Source organism: Methylocystis sp. Se48 (genome assembly GCF_056269425.1).
The window spans coordinates 3,451,548-3,472,196 of record NZ_CM149850.1 but is presented as its reverse complement, the minus strand read 5'-3'; the positions used below and the strand labels follow the sequence as shown (position 1 = coordinate 3,472,196).

The 20,649-nt window shown below is 66.3% G+C and carries 23 protein-coding genes; 8 read left to right on the top strand and 15 right to left on the bottom strand.

Annotated features, from left to right (window positions below; translation table 11 throughout):
* Positions 1-60: 60 nt before the first annotated feature.
* Positions 61-429 carry a hypothetical protein gene (locus ACV959_RS16910; protein WP_475737712.1) on the bottom strand — a complete coding sequence of 123 codons (369 nt, stop codon included), beginning with the start codon at positions 427-429 and terminating at the stop codon, positions 61-63.
* A 206-nt stretch (positions 430-635) separates the two neighbouring features.
* Between ACV959_RS16910 and ACV959_RS16905 the strand changes: the two genes are divergently transcribed.
* A complete protein-coding gene (locus ACV959_RS16905) occupies positions 636-1,298 on the top strand; it encodes an O-methyltransferase (RefSeq protein WP_475737711.1) in 663 nt (220 codons plus the stop codon).
* A gap of 46 nt (positions 1,299-1,344) precedes the next feature.
* Here ACV959_RS16905 and ACV959_RS16900 read toward each other — a convergent pair whose 3' ends face one another.
* The 9 genes from ACV959_RS16900 to ACV959_RS16860 form a co-directional block, all read right to left on the bottom strand.
* The gene (locus tag ACV959_RS16900) at positions 1,345-1,797 is read right to left on the bottom strand and encodes a hypothetical protein (RefSeq protein WP_475737710.1); all 453 of its coding nucleotides are present in this window, start codon (positions 1,795-1,797) and stop codon (positions 1,345-1,347) included.
* A 173-nt stretch (positions 1,798-1,970) separates the two neighbouring features.
* Positions 1,971-2,363, bottom strand: coding sequence for a DUF2946 family protein (locus tag ACV959_RS16895; RefSeq protein ID WP_475737709.1), 393 nt, complete (start codon positions 2,361-2,363; stop codon positions 1,971-1,973).
* A 61-nt stretch (positions 2,364-2,424) separates the two neighbouring features.
* Positions 2,425-3,486 carry a GTPase ObgE gene (gene obgE / locus ACV959_RS16890; RefSeq protein ID WP_475737708.1) on the bottom strand — a complete coding sequence of 354 codons (1,062 nt, stop codon included), beginning with the start codon at positions 3,484-3,486 and terminating at the stop codon, positions 2,425-2,427.
* Between the two features lie 7 nt (positions 3,487-3,493).
* Positions 3,494-4,096 carry a GNAT family N-acetyltransferase gene (locus ACV959_RS16885; protein WP_475737707.1) on the bottom strand — a complete coding sequence of 201 codons (603 nt, stop codon included), beginning with the start codon at positions 4,094-4,096 and terminating at the stop codon, positions 3,494-3,496.
* A 194-nt stretch (positions 4,097-4,290) separates the two neighbouring features.
* Entirely contained in the window at positions 4,291-4,557 is a 267-nt protein-coding gene (gene rpmA / locus ACV959_RS16880) for a 50S ribosomal protein L27 (RefSeq protein WP_475737706.1), read from the bottom strand.
* Between the two features lie 57 nt (positions 4,558-4,614).
* The gene (gene rplU, locus ACV959_RS16875; protein ID WP_475737705.1) at positions 4,615-4,917 is read right to left on the bottom strand and encodes a 50S ribosomal protein L21; all 303 of its coding nucleotides are present in this window, start codon (positions 4,915-4,917) and stop codon (positions 4,615-4,617) included.
* Between the two features lie 245 nt (positions 4,918-5,162).
* Positions 5,163-5,474, bottom strand: coding sequence for a hypothetical protein (locus ACV959_RS16870; RefSeq protein WP_475737704.1), 312 nt, complete (start codon positions 5,472-5,474; stop codon positions 5,163-5,165).
* A 65-nt stretch (positions 5,475-5,539) separates the two neighbouring features.
* Positions 5,540-7,069, bottom strand: coding sequence for a L,D-transpeptidase family protein (locus ACV959_RS16865; protein ID WP_475737703.1), 1,530 nt, complete (start codon positions 7,067-7,069; stop codon positions 5,540-5,542).
* A 63-nt stretch (positions 7,070-7,132) separates the two neighbouring features.
* The gene (locus ACV959_RS16860; protein ID WP_475737702.1) at positions 7,133-7,660 is read right to left on the bottom strand and encodes an adenine phosphoribosyltransferase; all 528 of its coding nucleotides are present in this window, start codon (positions 7,658-7,660) and stop codon (positions 7,133-7,135) included.
* A gap of 154 nt (positions 7,661-7,814) precedes the next feature.
* Between ACV959_RS16860 and ACV959_RS16855 the strand changes: the two genes are divergently transcribed.
* Positions 7,815-8,096: a hypothetical protein gene (locus tag ACV959_RS16855; protein ID WP_475737701.1), complete on the top strand. Its 282-nt coding sequence runs from the start codon at positions 7,815-7,817 to the stop codon at positions 8,094-8,096.
* Positions 8,097-8,224: 128 nt separating this feature from the next.
* A complete protein-coding gene (locus tag ACV959_RS16850; protein WP_475737700.1) occupies positions 8,225-8,392 on the top strand; it encodes a hypothetical protein in 168 nt (55 codons plus the stop codon).
* On the opposite strand, the gene ACV959_RS16845 is transcribed toward ACV959_RS16850, so the two are convergent.
* The gene (locus ACV959_RS16845) at positions 8,384-9,265 is read right to left on the bottom strand and encodes an S-methyl-5'-thioadenosine phosphorylase (RefSeq protein WP_475737699.1); all 882 of its coding nucleotides are present in this window, start codon (positions 9,263-9,265) and stop codon (positions 8,384-8,386) included. The two genes, ACV959_RS16850 and ACV959_RS16845, sit on opposite strands and share 9 nt — an antisense overlap.
* 246 nt (positions 9,266-9,511) lie before the next feature.
* Between ACV959_RS16845 and ACV959_RS16840 the strand changes: the two genes are divergently transcribed.
* The 5 genes from ACV959_RS16840 to ACV959_RS16820 all read left to right on the top strand — a co-directional run bounded on the left by ACV959_RS16840 (position 9,512) and on the right by ACV959_RS16820 (position 14,531).
* Positions 9,512-10,075 (top strand): F0F1 ATP synthase subunit delta, encoded by a 564-nt coding sequence (locus ACV959_RS16840; protein ID WP_475737698.1) that lies wholly within the window; start codon positions 9,512-9,514, stop codon positions 10,073-10,075.
* A complete protein-coding gene (atpA, locus tag ACV959_RS16835; protein ID WP_475737697.1) occupies positions 10,075-11,607 on the top strand; it encodes a F0F1 ATP synthase subunit alpha in 1,533 nt (510 codons plus the stop codon). The genes ACV959_RS16840 and atpA overlap by 1 nt, the downstream gene beginning before the upstream one ends.
* A 66-nt stretch (positions 11,608-11,673) precedes the next feature.
* Positions 11,674-12,555: a F0F1 ATP synthase subunit gamma gene (locus tag ACV959_RS16830; RefSeq protein WP_475737695.1), complete on the top strand. Its 882-nt coding sequence runs from the start codon at positions 11,674-11,676 to the stop codon at positions 12,553-12,555.
* Between the two features lie 25 nt (positions 12,556-12,580).
* The gene (gene atpD / locus ACV959_RS16825) at positions 12,581-14,017 is read left to right on the top strand and encodes a F0F1 ATP synthase subunit beta (RefSeq protein WP_475737694.1); all 1,437 of its coding nucleotides are present in this window, start codon (positions 12,581-12,583) and stop codon (positions 14,015-14,017) included.
* 112 nt (positions 14,018-14,129) lie between these two features.
* A complete protein-coding gene (locus tag ACV959_RS16820) occupies positions 14,130-14,531 on the top strand; it encodes a F0F1 ATP synthase subunit epsilon (protein WP_475737693.1) in 402 nt (133 codons plus the stop codon).
* Here the strand turns inward: ACV959_RS16820 and ACV959_RS16815 are convergent.
* The 4 genes from ACV959_RS16815 to ACV959_RS16800 form a co-directional block, all read right to left on the bottom strand.
* On the bottom strand, positions 14,528-15,775 hold the full coding sequence (locus ACV959_RS16815) for a cyclic nucleotide-gated ion channel (protein ID WP_475737692.1): 1,248 nt from the start codon (positions 15,773-15,775) through the stop codon (positions 14,528-14,530). The genes ACV959_RS16820 and ACV959_RS16815 overlap by 4 nt on opposite strands.
* On the bottom strand, positions 15,772-18,441 hold the full coding sequence (alaS, locus tag ACV959_RS16810; RefSeq protein ID WP_475737691.1) for an alanine--tRNA ligase: 2,670 nt from the start codon (positions 18,439-18,441) through the stop codon (positions 15,772-15,774). The genes ACV959_RS16815 and alaS overlap by 4 nt, the downstream gene beginning before the upstream one ends.
* Before the next feature lie 194 nt (positions 18,442-18,635).
* Complete coding sequence (gene recA, locus ACV959_RS16805) at positions 18,636-19,706, bottom strand: recombinase RecA (RefSeq protein ID WP_475737690.1); 1,071 nt, start codon at positions 19,704-19,706, stop codon at positions 18,636-18,638.
* Positions 19,707-19,833: 127 nt separating this feature from the next.
* Positions 19,834-20,598 (bottom strand): class I SAM-dependent methyltransferase, encoded by a 765-nt coding sequence (locus ACV959_RS16800; protein ID WP_475737689.1) that lies wholly within the window; start codon positions 20,596-20,598, stop codon positions 19,834-19,836.
* Positions 20,599-20,649 lie beyond the last annotated feature (51 nt).

Genomic DNA, 20,649 nt, shown 5'->3' with positions numbered 1-20,649 from the left:
CAGTCAAAATTAAAACGCCGGCCTCAGGCCGGCGCTTGGTCTTTCCAAACTGCGAGCGGCTTATTGCACGCCGGCGCGGATCACGAACTTCTCGCTGCCGCAGGTGACCGGGCCTTCATAGACCTTGGCGCCTTCTTTCGCGGTGCCGGTCCAGACGCAATCCTTCTTGCCGTCGGTACGATCGTTGAGGTTCACCGTGTAAACGCCGCCTTCGATCTTGCCGTCGAGCGTGTAGGTGATGACCGTGCCGTTGTCGAGCTGCATGTCGGCCTTGCCGGTGACCTTGTCGCCTTCGGTCTTGAGCGTCCAGGTGCCATTGGCGCGCTTGATGCCCGAGGCGGCGATTTCCGTGACGGAGAAACCAGCAGCATAGGCCGAGGCGCTGAAGGCCACGACCGCAACGGCCGTCGTCAAAACAAGCTTGATCATCTGTTTCACTCCCATAAATCCCGGCTCGACGGGAGCGGCGCCGGCCACAGGAAGACTGAGGCGCGAAACATCCGGCCATCAAGCCTTCTTCGTTCCGGCGCGCGAGGCGCGCTTGAACCATCGGCACTTCGCATGAAGCGTCGATGGACGTCAAATGGTTTTGGAGAAGAAACCGTCAAGCGCAGGCTCGGAGGGGAGACAGTGACATGACGAAAGACTGGCGATCAGTGGATGATTACATCGGCGCGCGGCTGATTGTCGCGTCGGAGCGGCAGGACGCGACGCTCGAGACGAATGCGCTGGCGGGGCTGCCGGCGATCGACGTCTCGGCGCCGCAGGGCAAATTCCTGCATCTGCTCGCGTCGGCCATCGGCGCCGGGCGGATTCTCGAAATCGGCGCGCTCGGCGGCTATTCGACGATCTGGCTGGCGCGCGCGCTGCGCGACGGCGGCAAGGTGGTCACCATCGAGTGCGACCCGAAACATGCCGAAGTCGCGCGCCGGAACATCGCGCGGGAAGGGCTCGCCGAAAGGGTCGACCTGCGCGTCGGCGCCGCGCTCGACATCCTTCCGGCGATCGAAGCGGAAGGGGGCGGGCCTTTCGACTTCTCCTTCATCGACGCCGACAAGGCGAACAACGCCGCTTATTTCGGCTGGGCGCTGAGGCTCTCGCGGCCGGGCGCGCTCATCGTCGTGGACAATGTCGTGCGGGAAGGGGCGGTGGCCGATCCGGAAACGAGGGAGGATGGGGGGCTCGGGGCGCGGAAGCTCTTCGACCGCGTCGCGGCGGAGCCTCGCGTGTCGGCGACCGCCATTCAGACGGTGGGCTCCAAGGGCTGGGACGGCTTTTTGCTGGCCGCCGTGAGGTAGCGGCGGCTCTCCCGCGCGCCGGCGACGCGCGGGAGGGCGGCCGGGGTCAGATCTCGGCGGCGCGCTTGCGAAAGCTTGCCGGGCGATGGATCTGCGCCCCGTCGGCGCCAAAGAAGGCGGCTTCGATCCGGCGGCCGCTGTCGTCATATCGCCAGGCGATGCGGGCCGCGCCGACGTCCTTGGGGACGGTCGGTTTGCCTCCGGCGTTGAAATAGGCCTCCTCGACCTGATTTCCCTGTGCGTCATAGGCGCGGGCGACGCGCGCCGCGCCGAGCCCCTTGCGCTTGATCGGTCGCCCTTCCGCGTCGAAATACATCTCGACGACTTCAACGACCCGCTTCGACGGCGTTTCCGCGCCCGCCTCCGTCCCGGCGCCGATGCGGATGGCGCCTTCGACGCTGGCTGTCAGTTTGCCCTTCTGCGAGCAGCGGCGCTCACGTGACGAAATGCGTGCGACCGTTTTGACCGGCTTTCGCGCCGGCTGCGATTTCTGTTCCATGATCCGACGTCACTGAATGCGCTCCAGACGATCGTCGACGAACGATCGTTGCGGCGGGCCTACGCCCTTCGATAGCTCTGTTGCTCAAAGCTCAACTTCCGATGGAGACGCTACTAGGACAGACCCGTTCCCGAGGATGGAACGGGCGTTCGAGCCGCAGGCCGCGGCCAGCTTCAGATCAGGGCGGGGGGCGCGCGAGAGCCGAGAGGCGGGGTCGCCGCCCCGGCGTTCGGCAGGGCGTGGTCGAAGGCGAGTTTCGCCTCGACATAGGACAGGGGCGGCGGCGTTTCGCCGACGAACGGCGAGGGACTCGCCGCGCCGCCGAGGGACGCGCAATGGAAGACGCAGCAGGCGTCCGCATGACGGGAGGGCCGTATCGGCGTTCCCGGCGTATGTTCCAGCGGCCCGGCGCTCTTGCTCAGGCAGATGGCGTCGGCGAAAAGCGCCGCGCCGCGCGCGCTGGTGACGACGCCGGCGGCGATGCCTTGCAGGACAAGCAAATAGGCCACGAGCAGCGTCGCCGCCGCCGAGCCAAAATGTCTGGTCCTGTCGCTCCGAGCCGTCATGACCGCGGAAATTATTCATTGCCGGCCTGAAGGTCAATGGCGCATCCGCCCGGCCATCGGCTCAGGGACGCCACTCCTGCGGGATTTTCTCAGCGATTTCTTGCGAGAGGGACGCGTCGATGGCCGCGCCCACGGCGCGCAGCGCTTCGGTCACGCCCAGGCTGGCGGCCGCCGAGAGCGTCAGAAGCGGGCCGCGCCGTTCCGGCGGCGGGCCGGCGCTCGCAATGGCGCGCTTGAGGCGGTCCCGCTGCTTCCTCAGATGTTCGGGATCGGCGGCGTCGATCTTCGAGAGCGCCACGATTTCCGGCTTTTCGTCGAGACCGGCGCCATAGGCGGCGAGTTCGCTCCGAACGGTCTTGTAGTCCTTGCCCGCGTGCTCGCCCGTGGCGTCCACGAGGTGCAGCAGCACCCGGCAGCGCTCGACATGGCCGAGGAAGCGGTCGCCGAGGCCGTGGCCCTCGTGGGCGCCCTCGATCAGGCCAGGGATATCGGCAAGCACGAACTCCCGCCCGTCGCGGCGAACGACGCCGAGGCCGGGGTGGAGGGTGGTGAAGGGGTAATCCGCGATTTTCGGCTTCGCCGCGGTCACGCTGGCGAGAAAAGTGGATTTGCCGGCGTTGGGGAGGCCGACGAGACCGGCGTCGGCGATGAGCTTCAACCGCAGGACGATGGTGCGCTCCTCGCCCGGCTGGCCGGGATTGGCGCGGCGCGGGGCGCGGTTGGTGGACGTTGTGAAATGGGCGTTGCCGAAGCCGCCGTTGCCGCCCTTGCAGATCACGACGCGCTGACCGACCTCGGTCATGTCGGCGATCAGCGTCTCTTCGTCCTCCTCGAAGATCTGCGTGCCGACCGGCACCTTGAGCACGGCGTCGGCGCCGCGCCCGCCGGCGCGGTTCTTGCCCATGCCGTGCATACCGGTCTTGGCCTTGAAATGCTGCTGGTAGCGATAGTCGATGAGCGTGTTGAGCCCGTCGACGCATTCGGCCACGACGTCCCCGCCGCGGCCGCCGTCGCCCCCGTCCGGCCCGCCGAATTCGATGAATTTTTCCCGCCGGAACGACACGCAACCGGCGCCGCCGTCGCCGGAACGGACGTAGACCCTGGCCTGATCCAGAAATTTCATTCTATGCTCACGTCGAGGTCAGTCTGGGGCGTCGCGCCCCGAAAGCGGTGTGCGCCGCGCCGCGAGTGAGGCGGGTGCGCTCCACCGTGACCCGCCCGCCGCGCGCGGGCGCGTCTATCTCCATCGCGCCGAGACTGGCGAAGCCGAGTTTTTCCTGCACGCGGCGTGAGGCGAGATTGTCCGGCAGCGCGTCGCAGACGATCTCGCCGAGCGACGAGACGCCAAAGATGAGGTCGACGAAAGCGCGGGCGGCCTCCGTCATCAATCCTTGGCCCCAGAACTCGCGCCCGAGCCAATAGCCGAGACGGGCGGTTCCCCGAAAGGAGGAGCCATGCGCGCCAATGACGCCAATCGCCTCGTTCGGCCGCCGCTTGAAGGCCAGCGCCAGAACGAGGCCCTGTCCCGACTCGTTCTCCGCGCGGGCGCGACGGATGAACTGCTCTGCGTCGCGAATATCGTAAGGATGCGGGATGGCGGATGTCTGCTGCGCAACTTCCGGGTCGCCGGCCTGCCGGACGAAGGCGTCGACGTCGGCCATGCGGGGCCAGCGCAACCACATCCGCTCGGTTTCCAGCCTGAAAACGTCGTCGTGGGTAATTTCCGGAAACATAAAAGGCTCCAAGCGAATGACCGGCTGCGGCCCCGGCGAGGACGACTCGGGGAAAGCGTCGGCCGCATTCCCCTGGCAGCCCAGTTAGGCCATTTCCGGACTTTCGCTAGGGAGCCTTTTGCTCCTTGCGCGGGGTCAGACGACCAGTCCGCCGGGGAAGGGCCGGCGGAGGGTCGTCGACGATCCCGTCCGCCTTACTCTGCGGCCTGAGCGGCCGGAACTACGGATACGCTCGAGCGTCCGCGGGTGGACTTGAATTCCACGACGCCGTCGACGAGCGCGAAGAGCGTATGGTCCTTGCCCATGCCGATATTGCGGCCGGGATGCCACTTGGTGCCGCGCTGACGCACGATGATGTTGCCGGCCACGACGGCTTCGCCGCCGAACTTCTTGACGCCGAGGCGCCGGCCGTCCGAGTCGCGGCCGTTGCGAGACGAACCGCCTGCTTTTTTGTGAGCCATTGTCCTGCTCCGAACTGGTCCTTTAGGGCGGCTGCGGGCCGCCGCGAATTCCGATGTTTAGATCGCGAGAATCTTGACGCGCGTCAAATCCTGGCGATGACCGCGCTTGCGCTTGGAGTTCTGGCGGCGGCGCTTCTTGAAGGCGATCGACTTGGCGCTGCGCGTCTGTTCGACGATCTCGCCCGAAACCGCTGCCCCTGCGACGGTGGGAGCGCCGATCTTGGGGGAGTCGCCCCCGATCATCAGCACCTCGTCGAAGGTCACCTTGTCGCCCGGCGCGCCGTCGAGCGCCATGACGGTAATGATATCTCCGGCGGACACGCTGTATTGCTTGCCGCCGGTTCTGATGACTGCGAACATCGTTTTTTCCTGTGTTCGAGCCCGGCTCTCGCGTTTTCTGCGCATCGCGCGACACGAAAAGGCCTGCGGCTTTTCTACGCGATGCGTTGCGGGCCGGCTTTTTGGCAGTTGACCGGTTGCGCTTCGCTTCCCGAAAAGAAAAACGCGGCGATGCCGCCGCGACGAAGCAAGGACAGAGCTAACCGGCGGGGGCGCAATTGTCAATGGCGGCCCAGATCGAGGGGCGGGCGGCCGAAGCGTCGGCGTCACTGCACGCAGTTATTCTGCTGGATCGCATAGAGCCAGCGTGCGCATTCGGCCTGCTTGTTCACCGCGCGCTGGTGACGCCAGCGCCGCCGCTCGTAGGCGTAGGGATCGTCCCAGCCCTCCCAGTCGTCCCACCTGTTGGCGTAGGCGTTCCGGGCGTTGAGCCGCTGTTGCTGCAGCATGCATTGGTTGAAATTGTTCTGGAGGGCGAAGCACAGCGGCGCGTTGGGGCCGCCCGCCCGCGCTCCGGCCGCGCCGAAAAGGGCGGCGGAAAAACCGGCGGCGGCGAGGATGGTTTTCAACGTCGGCATGAAGTTCTCTCTCTGGGCTCGGACCCGCGCATCCTGCCCGCGCCGGGCTTAAGCGAAGCTGAACGCTACCAGCCCGCGACGCGACGGCAGGAGGCCGAGCCCCCGCCGAATTCATAATGATCCCCGCAGGCGAAGGCGACGGGCGGTTCGCCGGTCTGTTCAAAAAGATCATAGCCTTGCTTGAGGTTCTTCCAGAAGTCCGCCCATTGCGCATTGCCGCCGCCCCCGCCGACGAAGGCGAGCCATCCGCCGCCGACCTCCCGCGTGAGATTGTGCTCGGTCATGCGGAAGGGGAAAATATGAACGGGGACCTCCTTCTGGCCGGCCTTCAGCGCGGCCTCGACGAAGCCGTAAATCTCCTCGATGCCCTTGTCCGTCATGGCGAAGCAGCCGACCGACTTGCAGGCGCCATGCACCATCACGAGGCCGCCCGTGCGGCCGTTCTGACGGTCGAAGGCGTTGGGATAGCCGACGTTGAACGCGCGATAATAGTTCGAGTGCGGGTTCAACTGCTTGGCGGAGACGCTGTAGAAGCCTTCCGGCGATTGGTAGTCGGCCTCCTTGAGCTTCGGTCCCAGCCTGCCGGACCATTTGCAGATCGGGAACGTCTTGTAGAGCGCGTAGCGGCCGTTCTTTTTCAGCCACAGCTCGAGCTGCCCTTCCTGTTTGAAAATGCGTACGAAAACGGGATCGCCCATGCCGAATTTTGGCGGCGGGGCCTGAAAGGCGTCGTCGGGCGCCGGCCGCAGCGTGGGCTCCGGCAGCCGGGCGACCTGCTGGCCTTGCGGCGCGGCGGCGCCGGCCGCTGCTTCGGCGGGCGGAGCCGCCGGAGCCTGCTCGGGTTGCGGCTGGCGGGCGGAGAGCGCGGCAAGCTTGTCGAGATCGGCCGGCCGCGACGGCGGCAGCGGCTCGTCGACATAGACCGGCGTGACCGGCGCGGGGGTGGCCTCCGCCGTCTGGGGCGCGGCCTCCGGGGCGGTCGGCGACGCGCCGACTGGCTGATGCCAGGGCATTTGCGGGATCGACCAAGTCGATCCGGCGGACGGCGACAGCGAGGCGGGCGCCGCCGGGCCCGCCGCGGGGGGCGCAGGCTGTGGCGCCGGAGCCGGCGGCTCCGCCGGCGTCGCGAGCGTGGCAAGCTTGTCGAGATCGGCCGGCCGCGACGGCGGCAGGGGGACGCGCGCGTCGGCTGCGTCCATTTCCGTCGGACGGGCCGGCGGGGCGGGCGCGGCCGCGGGCTGCGGCGGGAAGGACACGACGCCCTCCAGCCCCATTGCTTGTTGTTCCGGCGCGGCCGCGGCGGGCCCGGGCCCCGACGTCGTCAGCGGCTGTTGCGCGAGCATCGCGGGCGGGGGCGCCTGGCGCGCCAGCGCGGCGGGAGGGGCCGGGACGACGGACGGCGCCGCCGCGCGGCGAAGACCCGGCACGATGGCGCCGCCGGCCGGATGCCCGGCCCGCACCGTCGCGACCTTGCCGGTGGCGGGGCCGGCCTGCCGTCCGCCCGCGCCGGGCATGAAGCGCAGAAATGCGACGCCGCCCCCGAGTGCGGCGAGGGCGACGGCGACGAACAGGAAATGAGAAGGACGAAGCGACATTGGAGATGCGTCGAACCCGGAACAGGCCGTCGGCTTTGCAAATTCGACTCGAACTTCGCCGATTTAATGGCCTTCGAAGGAAACGAGGGCGCGCACCGGCACGCCGAGCGCCTCGATCTTCCTCGCGCCCCCGAGGTCCGGCAGATCGATGACGAAACAGGCGGCGGCCACTTTCGCGCCCATCTTCTGGAGGAGCTTGATCGCGCCCTCGGCCGTCCCGCCCGTTGCGATCAGGTCGTCGACGAGGATCACCCGCTCGCCCGGCGCGACGGCGTCGACATGCATCTCCATCTCGTCCGTCCCATATTCCAGCGCATAGGAGACCGACACGGTCTTGTGCGGCAATTTGCCCTTCTTGCGGATCGGGATGAAGCCCGCCGAGAGCTGATGGGCGACGGCCCCGCCGAGGATGAAGCCGCGCGCCTCCATGCCCGCGATCTTATCGATCTTGGTCCCCGCCCAGGGCTGCACCAGCTCGTCCACCGCCTTGCGAAACGCCTTGGCGTCGCCGAGCAGCGTGGTGATATCGCGGAAGAGAATGCCTTTCTTGGGATAGTCCGGAATAGTGCGGATGGCGGAGCGAAGCGGCATTGGACCCCTGTGAACTTCGTGGCGATGCGCGCTCATAGCACAACTCGGGCCGGCTCGCGCCGCGTCAGTTTCGGACAATCCCGGCCGCCGAGACTCGGCGTCGATAAGGCGGCCGCCGCCGTCCGGGGATGACGCCGATCCGGGGATGACGCCGATGATTTTTCGCATCTGCCTGCTGTCGGGCGTTCTGCTCGCAATGGCCGCGCGCGCGGACGAATCCGGCGCCTGGCGCGTCGTCCCGCCGGTTCCCCCAGGCCCCGGGGGGCGGCCGCCGTTCCCGCCATTCCCGCCGTCGCCGCCGGGGTTCCCGGGCTATGGGGGCTGCATCGGCTGTAGCTATTCGGGAGATTATTACGGCGGCGGCGCCGGCGTCCGCCGCCCTGCGCCGCCCTTGCGTTTGCAGGGCCAGTGGCGGAACGGCTGGTGGTATTACTGAGCCGCGCGATTGCGCGCCGCCGGCGGGGCCCAGCGCCCGAAACGCCCCGTTAGGCGTGAGTCCCGATTAATTTTCCGCAACCGCCTTCCCTAAGATTTTCGAAAGCAGGGCGGGGCGGTAATGCGCGCATGAAAACGCTTTTTCTCTTCCCCCTTCTGCGCCTGCTTGCGCTCGTCACCCTTTTGTCGTCCGCGCTCGCCGTCGAGGAGGCCGCGCCGGCTGTCACGGAAGCGGCTCTCCAACCGGCCGTCGAAACCGCCGGCGTCTGCCCGCCGGGCGGGGTCCGGTCAGCCTGACCGGGCGTTCAGCCGCCCCATCACCGCGTCCAGCTTCTTCATCAATTCCGGGTCGCGGGCGTCGGGCGCCGTGAGGATCGCGTTGTCGAGCGCGCGGTCCGAGCCCACGGGGCAGGGTTCGTGTTCGGGCGGAAAATCCCTCAGCACGCGCGCGATCAGACGCGCGGCGGCGGCCGAGTTCTTGCGCACGATCTCGATCACCGACGCCACGTCCACATGGTCGTGCTCGGGATGCCAGCAGTCGAAATCCGTGACCATGGCGACCGTGGCGTAGGAGATCTCCGCCTCGCGCGCGAGTTTCGCCTCCGGCATTGCCGTCATCCCGATGAGATCGAAGCCGCAGGCCTTGTAGTGCAGCGATTCGGCGTAGGTGGAGAACTGCGGCCCCTCCATGCAGACGTATGTTCCGCCGACGGCGATCTCGATTCCCTCGTCGCGCGCGGCCTTCGCGATGCGCGCGGAGAGCTTCGGCGCGATCGGATGCGCCATGGAGACATGCGCCACGCAGCCGTCTCCGAAGAAAGAGGATTGCCGCGCGAAGGTGCGATCGACGAACTGGTCGACGAGCACGAAAAGGCCAGGAAAAAACTGCGATTTGAAAGAACCGCAGGCAGAGACGGAGATGATGTCCGTGACGCCGAGGCGCTTCATGGCGTCGATATTGGCGCGGTAGTTGATCGTCGACGGCGAGAGCCTGTGCCCGCGTCCGTGCCGCGGCAGGAACACCGCCCGGACGCCGCCGATCTCGCCGATGACGAACTCGTCCGACGGATCGCCCCACGGCGTCGCGACGCGCTCGCGCCGGACGTCGACGGCGCTGGGGAGATCGTAAACGCCTGAGCCGCCGATGATTCCGACGACAGCTTTGGTCATGGGCGGTTTCTCCTTCATGAAATGTCGCAGCCGTCGCTCGAAATTCGCGCGCCGCGCGGCGCCATGACGGGTTGCGCCGCAAAATCTGCTGTGTTAGGGACCGCACGCCTCGGGACTGGGGCGCTGCCGCTCCTGTTCCTTGTTCCTACAGCATCCGTCGCTCGAAGCTAACCGTTATCTGCCGCGAATGCGCGCTAGCGTCGCGGGCGGCGCTTCGAACGATGCGCATTTTGACGAGCGATCCAAGTGGCTCAAGACGGGGTTTCGCCTTCCGGCGTCGCAGGACGCTACGCCTCCGCCCTCTACGAACTGGCGTCCGAAAAGAGCGCCGCCGACGAGGTCGCCGCGGCCCTCGCCGCGTTCCAGAGTCTCGTCAACGAGAGCGCGGACCTCAAGCGCCTGGTGAGGAGCCCCGTCTTCACGGCGCAAGAGCAGGTCAAGGCGCTCGACGCCATTTTAAACAAGGCGCAGATTACCGGCATTGCGGCGAATTTCATTCGTCTCGTCGCCTCCAAGCGCCGCCTTTTCGTTCTTCCCGACATGATCGCCGCCTATCAGGCGCTCCACGACAAGGCGAAGGGCCTCGTGCGCGCCGACGTGACCGTCGCCGCCCCGCTGCGTCCCGACCATGAGTCGGCGTTGCGTCAGGCGCTCGCTGGCGTCACCGGCGGCAAGTCGATCAGCCTCAACGTCAGGACGGATCCCGCCATCGTCGGCGGCATCATCGTCAAACTCGGCTCGCGCATGGTCGACGCTAGCGTCCGCACCAAGCTCAACTCAATCCGCACACGCATGAAAGAGGTCGGCTGATGGATATCCGCGCCGCAGAAATTTCCGCGATCCTCAAGAACGAGATCGCCAACTTCGGCAATGAGGCCGAGGTCACCGAGGTCGGCCAGGTTCTGTCCGTCGGCGACGGCATCGCCCGCGTCTACGGCCTCGACAACGTCCAGGCCGGCGAGACCGTGGAGTTCGAGAACGGCGTCCGCGGCATGGCGCTGAACCTCGAAAGCGACAACGTCGGCATCGTCATTTTCGGCTCCGACCGCGACATCAAGGAAGGCCAGACGGTCAAGCGCACCGGCGCCATCGTCGACGTTCCGGTCGGCAAGGAGCTTCTCGGCCGCGTCGTCGACGCGCTTGGCAATCCGATCGACGGCAAGGGTCCGATCAAGGCGACGCAGCGCGCCCGCGTCGACGTCAAGGCGCCCGGCATCATTCCGCGCAAGTCGGTGCACGAGCCGATGGCGACCGGCCTCAAGGCCGTCGACGCGCTCATCCCGATCGGCCGCGGCCAGCGCGAGCTGATCATCGGCGACCGTCAGACCGGCAAGACCGCGATCGCGCTCGACACGATCCTCAATCAGAAGCCGCTCAACGTCGAAGGCGCGCCGGAGAGTCAGAAGCTCTATTGCGTCTACGTCGCCGTCGGCCAGAAGCGCTCCACCGTCGCCCAGTTCGTGAAGGTGCTCGAAGAGCGCGGCGCGCTCGAATATTCGATCATCGTCGCGGCGACCGCCTCGGACCCGGCCCCGATGCAGTTCCTTGCGCCCTTCGCCGGCTGCGCCATGGGCGAATATTTCCGCGACAATGGCATGCACGCCGTCATCATTTATGACGATCTGTCCAAGCAGGCCGTCGCCTACCGCCAGATGTCTCTGCTGCTGCGCCGTCCGCCGGGCCGCGAAGCCTATCCGGGCGACGTCTTCTACCTGCACTCCCGTCTTCTGGAGCGCGCGGCCAAGCTCAATGACGATCGCGGCGCCGGTTCGCTGACGGCTCTGCCGGTCATCGAGACGCAGGCCAACGACGTGTCGGCCTACATTCCGACGAACGTGATTTCGATCACCGACGGCCAGATCTTCCTTGAGACGGACCTCTTCTATCAAGGCATCCGTCCGGCCGTGAACGTCGGCCTCTCCGTGTCGCGCGTCGGCTCGTCCGCGCAGACCAAGGCCACGAAGAAGGTCGCGGGCAAGATCAAGGGCGAGCTCGCCCAGTACCGCGAAATGGCGGCCTTCGCCCAGTTCGGCTCCGACCTCGATGCGGTGACGCAGCGTCTGCTGAACCGCGGCGCGCGCCTCACCGAGCTCCTGAAGCAGCCGCAGTTCTCGCCGCTGAAGATGGAAGAGCAGACCTGCGTGATCTACGCCGGCGTCAACGGCTATCTCGATCCGCTGCCGGTCAACCGCGTCCGCGCCTTCGAGGACGGCCTTTTGGCCCTGCTGCGCTCGCAGCACGGCGACATTCTCGAGAGCATCCGTTCGACAAAGGATCTTCCCGCCGAGACGGAAGCGAAGCTCAAGAACGTCGTCGAGACCTTCGCGAAGTCCTTCGCCTGATCCGATGCTGACGGTTCGCGCGCCCATTAGCGGGCGCGCGACGGCCTCCAGACAAGAAGCACGCTCATGCCCTCGTTGAAGGATCTTCGAAACCGGATTTCTTCCGTCAAGGCGACGCAGAAGATCACCAAGGCCATGCAGATGGTCGCTGCGGCGAAGCTGCGCCGCGCGCAGACAGCGGCCGAGGCCGCGCGTCCCTACGCAGAGCGCATGGAATCCGTGCTCGCCAATCTCGCCGCCGGCGTCTCCACCGGCGGTCCGCAGCTGCTTTCGGGCAATGGCAAGGACGACGTGCATCTCCTCGTCGTCGCCACGGCCGAGCGCGGCCTTTGCGGCGCATTCAACTCCTCGATCGTTCGACTCGCCCGCGATCACGCCCAGCGCCTTCAGGGCCAGGGCAAGACGGTGAAAATTCTCTGCGTCGGCAAGAAGGGCTATGACCAGCTTCGACGCCAATACGAGAAAGAGATCGTGGAGCTCATCGAGCTGCGCGGCCTGAAGACGATCGGCTTCGAGAACGCGGACGAGATCGGCAAGAAGGTCATCGCCATGTTCGAAGCGGGCGAGTTCGACGTCGCCACGCTGTTCTTCTCGAAGTTCAAGTCGGTGATCGCGCAGATCCCGACGGCGCAGCAACTCATCCCGGCGCAGATCGCCGCGAATGAGAACGCGCCAGCGCAGGAAGGTCCGCAGCCGTCCTACGAATACGAGCCGGGCCAGGACGAGATCCTTTCCGATCTCCTGCCGCGCAACATCTCGGTGCAGGTGTTCCGCGCGCTGCTCGAAAACGCCGCCTCCGAACAGGGCGCGCGCATGAGCGCGATGGACAACGCCACGCGCAACGCCGGCGACATGATCCGCAAGCAGACGACCCTCTACAACCGGTCGCGCCAGGCGATGATCACCAAGGAACTCATCGAAATCATCTCGGGCGCCGAAGCGCTCTGATCGTTAAAATAGACGAGGACGTAAAATGGCCGCCAACAAGCCCACGGGCCGCATCACCCAAGTCATCGGCGCCGTCGTCGACGTGAAGTTCGACGGCCACCTGCCCGAGATCCTCAACGCGCTTGAGACCACGAACCAAGGCCAGCGCCTTGTTCTCGAAGTCGCCCAGCATCTCGGCGAGAATTCCGTGCGCACCATCGCCATGGACACGTCCGAGGGCCTGACCCGCGGCCAGGAAGTATTCGACACCGGCGCGCCGATCTCGGTTCCGGTCGGCGACGAGTGCCTCGGCCGCATCATCAACGTCATCGGCGAGCCGGTCGACGAAGCCGGCCCGCTCGTCACCGCCAACCGGCGCGCCATTCACCAGCCCGCCCCGTCCTATTCGGAGCAGGCCACCGAGGCGCAAATCCTCGAGACCGGCATCAAGGTCGTCGACCTCCTCGCGCCTTACGCCAAGGGCGGCAAGATCGGCCTGTTCGGCGGCGCGGGCGTCGGCAAGACCGTGCTCATCATGGAGCTCATCAACAACGTCGCCAAGGCCCACGGCGGCTACTCCGTCTTCGCCGGCGTCGGCGAGCGCACCCGCGAGGGCAACGACCTCTATCACGAGATGATCGAGGGCGGCGTCAACAAGAAGCCCGTCAACGGCTCCGCGGCTGGCTCCAAGGCCGCGCTTGTCTACGGCCAGATGAACGAGCCGCCGGGCGCCCGCGCGCGCGTCGCCCTGACGGGCCTGACCGTCGCCGAGCACTTCCGCGACCAGGGCCAGGACGTGCTCTTCTTCGTCGACAACATCTTCCGCTTCACCCAGGCGGGCTCGGAAGTGTCGGCGCTTCTCGGCCGCATTCCCTCGGCCGTGGGTTATCAGCCGACGCTCGCGACCGACATGGGCGCGCTGCAGGAGCGCATCACCACCACCACCAAGGGCTCGATCACCTCTGTGCAGGCTATTTACGTGCCGGCCGACGACCTGACCGACCCGGCGCCCGCCACCTCCTTCGCCCATCTCGACGCCACGACCGTTCTGTCGCGCTCGATCGCGGAAAAGGGCATCTATCCGGCCGTCGACCCGCTCGACTCGACCTCGCGCATGCTGTCGCCGGCGATTGTCGGCGAGGAGCATTATGAAGTCGCCCGCAAGGTGCAGTCGACCCTTCAGCGCTACAAGTCGCTGCAGGACATCATCGCGATCCTCGGCATGGACGAGCTCTCCGAAGAGGACAAGCTGGTCGTCGCCCGCGCCCGCAAGATCGAGCGCTTCCTGTCGCAGCCCTTCCACGTCGCCGAAGTCTTCACCGGCTCGCCGGGCAAGCTGGTCGCCCTTTCCGATACGATCAAGGGCTTCAAGGGACTCGTCGAGGGCGAATACGATCATCTTCCGGAGGCCGCCTTCTATATGGTGGGCTCCATCGAGGAGGCGATCGAAAAGGCCGCCAAGCTCGCCAAGGAAGCGGCCTGAGCCAATGAAACGCGCGGAGTGGGAAAGCGCCCGCTCCGCATTCGCCAAAAAACTGACGGCCGGGGGAACGCCGGCCAATCGGTTGTGACGTTCAGCGCCGCCGGAGACTGACATGGCCGCTTTCCACTTCGAACTCGTTTCCCCCGAGAAGCTCCTGTTTTCGGGCGACGTCGAAAGCGTGGCGGCGCCCGGCGCAGAGGGCCAGTTCACGGTTCTCAAAGACCATGCGCCAGTGATGACAACGCTGAAGTCCGGGGTGGTCACCGTCGCGGGCGGCGACGGAAAGGTCGAGAAGCTGTTCGTGCGCGGCGGCTTCGCGGACGTCAACGCAGACGGCTTCACGATCCTCGCCGAGCTTGCCGTCCCGCTCGCCGACATCGACCTCGCCAAGCTCGATGGCGACATCAAAGACGCCAGGGAAGATTTGGCCGACGCCAAGAGCGACGAGGCGCGCCGGGTCGCGGCGGAAAAGCTCGCCCAGCTAGAGGAAATGCGGGCCTCCGTCGCCGCCTAGTTTTCCTCTGTCGGCGCACGCGGCGGCAACGGCTCTTCGAGTTCCGCCTCGATGATGTCGCCGCGCTGCTCTTCCGGCGCCAGTTCCGATCGCGTCGCCGCGACCGTCCTGATGGCCTCGCCGATCTCCGGGTTGCGGTTGATCAACGTCTGCAAATCATAGGCGTCGAGGATCAGGAGCTTCGTCGGCTCCGTCGCGCGCACATTGGCCGTTCGCAGCGTCTTGTGTAAGATGGCGATCTCGCCGAAGAACTGTCCAGGCCCCAGCCGCACGGACTCTCCGGGCAGTTCGATCTCCACTTCGCCTTCTGCGATGAAATACATGGATTGCGCCATCTCCCCGCGGCGCACGATTAATGTGCCGGCCGGAACGGATTGCGCGCTGAGATAGCGCATGATTTCCGCAATCGCCGATGCGTTGAGCGTGCGAAAGAGGGGCACGCTTGCGACCATGCTCCAGGTAACGACGAATTCCCGCCGGTGAATTTCCTCCGCGAAGGCTGTGGCGACGATGCCGACCGGAAGGCCTAGCATCACATAGCCCGCGACCATGGTGATCGCGGCGATCATGCGTCCGGCCGGCGTCAAGGGCGTGACGTCGCCGTAACCCACCGTGGTGATCGTAACGATCGCCCACCACATAGCGGCGGGAATCGAGCCGAAATTCTTGGGCTGCGCGTCGTGTTCCGCAAGATGGATGGCGGTCGCGGAAAACAGCACGGCGCCAAATAGCAGAATCGCTGTCGCCAGCAGGGCTTTGCGTTCCGCTTCCATGACCGCCACCAGCGTTCGAATGCCTGCCGAATAGCGCGCGAGCTTGAAAAATCGCAGCAGACGCAAAATCAGCAAAACGCGGAGGTCGGCCGCGAAGAAGAAAGAGAGGTAAACCGGAAGAATCGTCAAGAGATCGACGATCGCGGAGCCGGAAGCGATGAATGCGAACCGCGCGCCTACCGGCGTTCGATCGGAATATGGCGTATGATCCGGCGCGCACCACAATCGCAGCAAATATTCCAGTGTGAAGACGCCGACGGCGAGATATTCGATCGCAAGAAAAACGCGCCGGTATTGCCGCTCATATTCCGGCACCGATTCCAGAACGACCGAAAGAACCGACAGTGCGACGAGCGCAATGAGGGCGCGGTGGAGAATGCGCGTGACGCGGTCATGCGCGCCGCCGTCCAGAACAACATGAACGCGCCGCCTCAGGCGGAAATACCAGTGCCGCCGATCGCTCGCCGTCACGGAGCCGCCTTGTCCCGCAGCGCGCTTTCGACGGCGGCGAGCGCGTCGCCGATCGCGGCTGCGTTGGGGCCGCCCGCCTGGGCGAGGTCGGGCCGACCGCCGCCGCCCTTGCCGCCGAGGGCGACGCTGGCGGCCCGGACGAAATCGACAGCGCTGAATCGTTCCGTCAAGTCCGGCGTGACGCCGACCACGATGCCCGCCTTGCCGTCCGGCGAGGCGCTGGCGATCGCAACCACTCCCGATCCGACGGTCTTCTTGGCCTCGTCGACGAGCGATTTCAAATCCTTCGCGTCGATGCCCTCGACGGCGCGAGCCAGGAGCCGGACGCCGCCAATGTCGCGGGGCTCCCCGCCGACAGAACTCCCGCCCGCGCCGCCCATGGCGAGTTTGCGTTTCGCGTCCGCAAGCTCGCGCTCGAGCTTCTTGCGTTCCTCGATGAGCTGGGCGAGTCGCCCCGGCGCTTCGTCGACCGGGGCGCGCATCAGGGCGGCGACGTCCTGAAGCGCGCGCGCCTGCGAAACGAGATAGGTTCGCGCGCCTTCCGCCGTGCGCGCTTCGATACGGCGCACGCCGGAAGCTACGGCGCTCTCCCCGACAATTGCAATCAGCCCGATGTCGCCGGTGCGCGCGACGTGAGTTCCCCCACAAAGCTCGACGGAAAAGGCGTGACCTGCGCCTGGGCCGGGCCGGCCCATCGCGACGACGCGCACCTCGTCGCCATATTTCTCGCCGAAGAGCGCGCGCGCGCCCGATTGGATCGCCTCTTCCTGCGCCATGACGCGCGTTTCGACCGGCGAATTGTCCTGCACGATCTCATTCGCCAGCGTTTCGACGCGCGCGAGTTCCTCCGCACTCAACGGCTTGGGATGCGTGAAGTCGAAGCGCAGGCGCTCCGGCGCGACGAGGGAGCCCTTCTGGGCGACATGGTCGCCGAGCACCTGCCGCAGCGCCTCATGGAGAATATGCGTCGCGGAATGATTCGCGCGCGCCGCCCGGCGGCGGCCGTGGTCGACCTCGAGCTCAAGCGCCAGTCCGGGAACGATCTCCCCTTCCTCGACCACTCCCTCGTGAACTATCACGTCCCCGAGTTTCTTAAGCGTATTCTCAACGCGAAACCGGACGCCCTTGCCGGCGATGAGGCCGACGTCGCCGACCTGTCCGCCCGACTCGCCATAGAAAGGCGTCTGGTTGAGAATGATCGCCCCGCGATCGCCTTTCTTGAGCGTGAAGGCTTCAGCGCCGTCGTGCACGAGGGCGGTGACGACGCCTTCGCTCTTTTCGCTGTCGTAGCCCAGAAACTCCGTCGCGCCGAGGCGTTCGCGCAGGGCGAACCACAGCGTCTCGGTGGCGGTTTCGCCGGAGCCGGCCCAGGCCTTTCGGGCCTCGGCGCGCTGGCGCTCCATGGCGGCGTCGAAGGCGCTTCTGTCGACGGCGATGCCGCGCGGCCGAAGCGCGTCCTCGGTGAGGTCGAGCGGGAATCCGTAAGTGTCGTAGAGTTTGAAGGCGGTTTCGCCGGAAAATTTGGCGCCGGGCGCGAGGCCGGCGGTCTCTTCGTCGAGAATGGCGAGGCCGCGGGCGAGGGTCGCGCGAAAACGGGTTTCCTCGGTCTTCAGCGTATCGACGATCAGCGCCTGGGCGCGGAGGAGTTCGGGATAGGCCTGCCCCATCTCGGCGACGAGCGTGGGGACGAGGCGCCACATGAGGGGCTCTTTCGCGCCGAGGATCTGCGCGTGGCGCATGGCGCGGCGCATGATGCGTCGCAGAACGTAGCCGCGGCCCTCGTTCGAGGGGGTCACGCCGTCCGCGACCAGGAATGAGGAGGCGCGCAGATGGTCGGCGATGACCCTGTGGCTCGCAGCCCGCGGGCCGGCGACGGGCGCGCCGGTAAATTCGGCGACGGCTCCGGTGAGCGCGCGAAAGAGATCGATGTCGTAATTCGACGTCACGCCCTGGAGCAGCGCGGCGATGCGTTCAAGGCCCATGCCCGTGTCGATCGAGGGGCGGGGCAGGGGCGCGCGCTGGCCGGGGGCGACCTGCTCATATTGCATGAAAACGAGGTTCCAGAATTCGAGGAAGCGGTCGCCGTCCTCGTCCGGACTGCCGGGCGGGCCGCCCGCGAGCGCCTCGCCCTGGTCGTAGAAGATTTCGGAACAGGGGCCGCAGGGGCCGGTGTCGCCCATGCTCCAGAAATTGTCGGAGCTGGCGATGCGAATAATACGGCTGTCGTGGAACCCGGCGATCTTCTTCCAGAGATCGAAAGCCTCGTCGTCGTCGTGATAGACCGTGACGAGGAGGCGATCGACAGGGAGCTTGAATTCGCGGGCGATCAAACCCCAGGCGAGTTCGATCGCGCCTTCCTTGAAATAATCGCCGAAGGAGAAATTCCCAAGCATTTCGAAGAAGGTGTGATGACGGGCGGTGTAGCCGACATTGTCGAGGTCATTGTGCTTGCCGCCGGCGCGCACGCATTTCTGGGCGGAAGCGGCGCGCGCCTGACGGCGCTTCTCCACGCCGGTGAAGACGTTTTTGAACTGGACCATGCCCGCATTGGTGAACATGAGGGTCGGGTCGTTGTGGGGAACGAGAGGCGAGGACGCGACCTTTTCGTGGCCGTTCTTGACGAAGTAGTCGAGGAAGGCGGAACGGATGTGGTTGACGCCACTCATCTCTTTGCGTCTCTCTGGAGCGTGATCGGCAGGTTTCCGATCATCGGGTGAAAACGGCGCCGGGCGCGCGGGCGCTGCGGCGGCGCCGAACGTCCGGGATTGCGGGCGATATGCCAGTCCCGAGGCGTTTCGGCAATGAAAAAGGCCCGGGGAACGGGCCTTTCGCATTTCGTCGCCATGGGAGCGGGTTCCGCTCACTCTGCCGCGTCGTCGTCGTTCCCGGAGTCGAGGATCTTTTCGGCGATGAGACCGGCGTTTTCGCGAATCGCCTGCTCGATGCGCGCCGCCGCTTCCGGGTTTTGGCGGAGAAAGGACTTGGCGTTCTCGCGCCCCTGGCCGAGACGCTGGTTATCGTAGGAGAACCAAGCCCCCGATTTCTCGACGACGCCGGCCTTGACGCCGAGATCGATGAGTTCGCCGACTTTCGAGACGCCCTCGCCATACATGATGTCGAATTCCACCTGCTTGAAAGGCGGCGCCACCTTGTTTTTGACGACCTTCACGCGGGTCTGGTTGCCGATCGCCTCGTCGCGGTCCTTGATCGACCCGACGCGGCGGATGTCGAGGCGCACGGAGGCGTAGAATTTGAGCGCGTTGCCGCCGGTTGTCGTCTCCGGCGAGCCGTACATCACGCCGATCTTCATGCGGATCTGGTTGATGAAGATGACGAGCGTATTGGAACGCGCGATGGAGGCGGTCAGCTTGCGCAACGCCTGGCTCATGAGGCGCGCCTGGAGTCCCGGCTGGACGTCGCCCATCTCGCCCTCGATCTCCGCCCGCGGCGTGAGCGCGGCGACCGAATCGACGACGAGGACGTCGACCGCGCCGGAGCGCACCAGCGTATCGGTGATTTCGAGCGCCTGCTCGCCGGTGTCGGGCTGAGAGATCAGCAACTCGTCGAGATTGACGCCGAGCTTGCGGGCGTAGACGGGATCAAGCGCGTGCTCGGCGTCCACGAAGGCGCAGACCCCGCCCGTCTTCTGGGCCTCCGCGATGACATGGAGCGTCAGCGTCGTCTTGCCCGAGGATTCCGGCCCGTAAATCTCGACGACGCGACCGCGCGGCAGGCCCCCGACGCCAAGCGCGATGTCGAGGCCCAGAGACCCGGTCGAAATGGTCTCGATCTCGACGGCCTTCTGATTCTTGCCGAGCCTCATGATGGACCCTTTTCCAAAGGCCCGTTCGATCTGCGACAGGGCGGCGTCCAGCGCCTTGGTCTTGTCCACGGACGATCCTTCCACGAGGCGGAGATTGGCTTGGCTCACAGCTGACATCCCTTCTGGCACGATTTGGCGGACCGGGGCAACGGCGCTGACCCGATTGTGCATGATTTGTTCTCAATGCCAAGTTCTTTTTTCGTTCTTGCCTTCGGCCTCGCCCGGGCGGCGGCGTTCAGGCCAAGAGGGGCTTCGCGCCGCAGCGCATGTGCAGGGGCGCGCGCAACGGCAGGGCGGGCGGATCGGCGCGCCAGGCCGCGTCGAGTTCCCGCTCGACGAGGCGAAGCGGATCGGCGCCGCGACGGGCCCGATATTTCGTTACGGCGGACCAGGTCGCGAGGAACCGCTTCAGATCGGCGCTCGAATGCGCGATCGGAGCCTCGAAAAGGGGCGCGTCCCGCTCGGCGAAGGGAAAGGGGAGCGTTCTGTAGCCGCCGAAATAGAGTGCGGCGTTCTCGCCCCAAAAGGGGCCGAGCACGTCGTCCTTGAGGTGACGCAAGACGGCGTCGAGCGGTGCGCGGCCGGTCCAGGGCCAGTCGTAGGTCCAGGCGGCGATGATCCCGCCGGGCTTCAGAGCCCGCGCAGCAACACGATAAAATCCGTCGAGATCGAACCAGTGAATCGAACAGGCGCAGGCGACGAGGTCGACTTCCTCCGTCAGACCGACATCGGCCTCGGCGGCGGCGAGGCGATAGTCGATATTGGCGCGCCTCGGGGCGCGAGCGAGCTGGCGGCGATCCGGGTCTGTGGCGACCACCTTGTCGAAATGGCGCGCGAGGCCCAACGCGGCCTGACCGCTGCCGGTTCCGCAATCCCACGCCAGCCCCCGCGCGGGCGCAACGCCCGCGAGCCAGTCGAACAGCGCCCCGGGATAGGGCGGGCGGAAGGCGAAATAGGCGTCCGCGTCGTCGCCGAAATAGAGTGGCGGGCTCGCATCCACGGCGGCGTGGTCTCCGTTTGCGCGACGTTTCGACGCGCGAAACTAAGGATT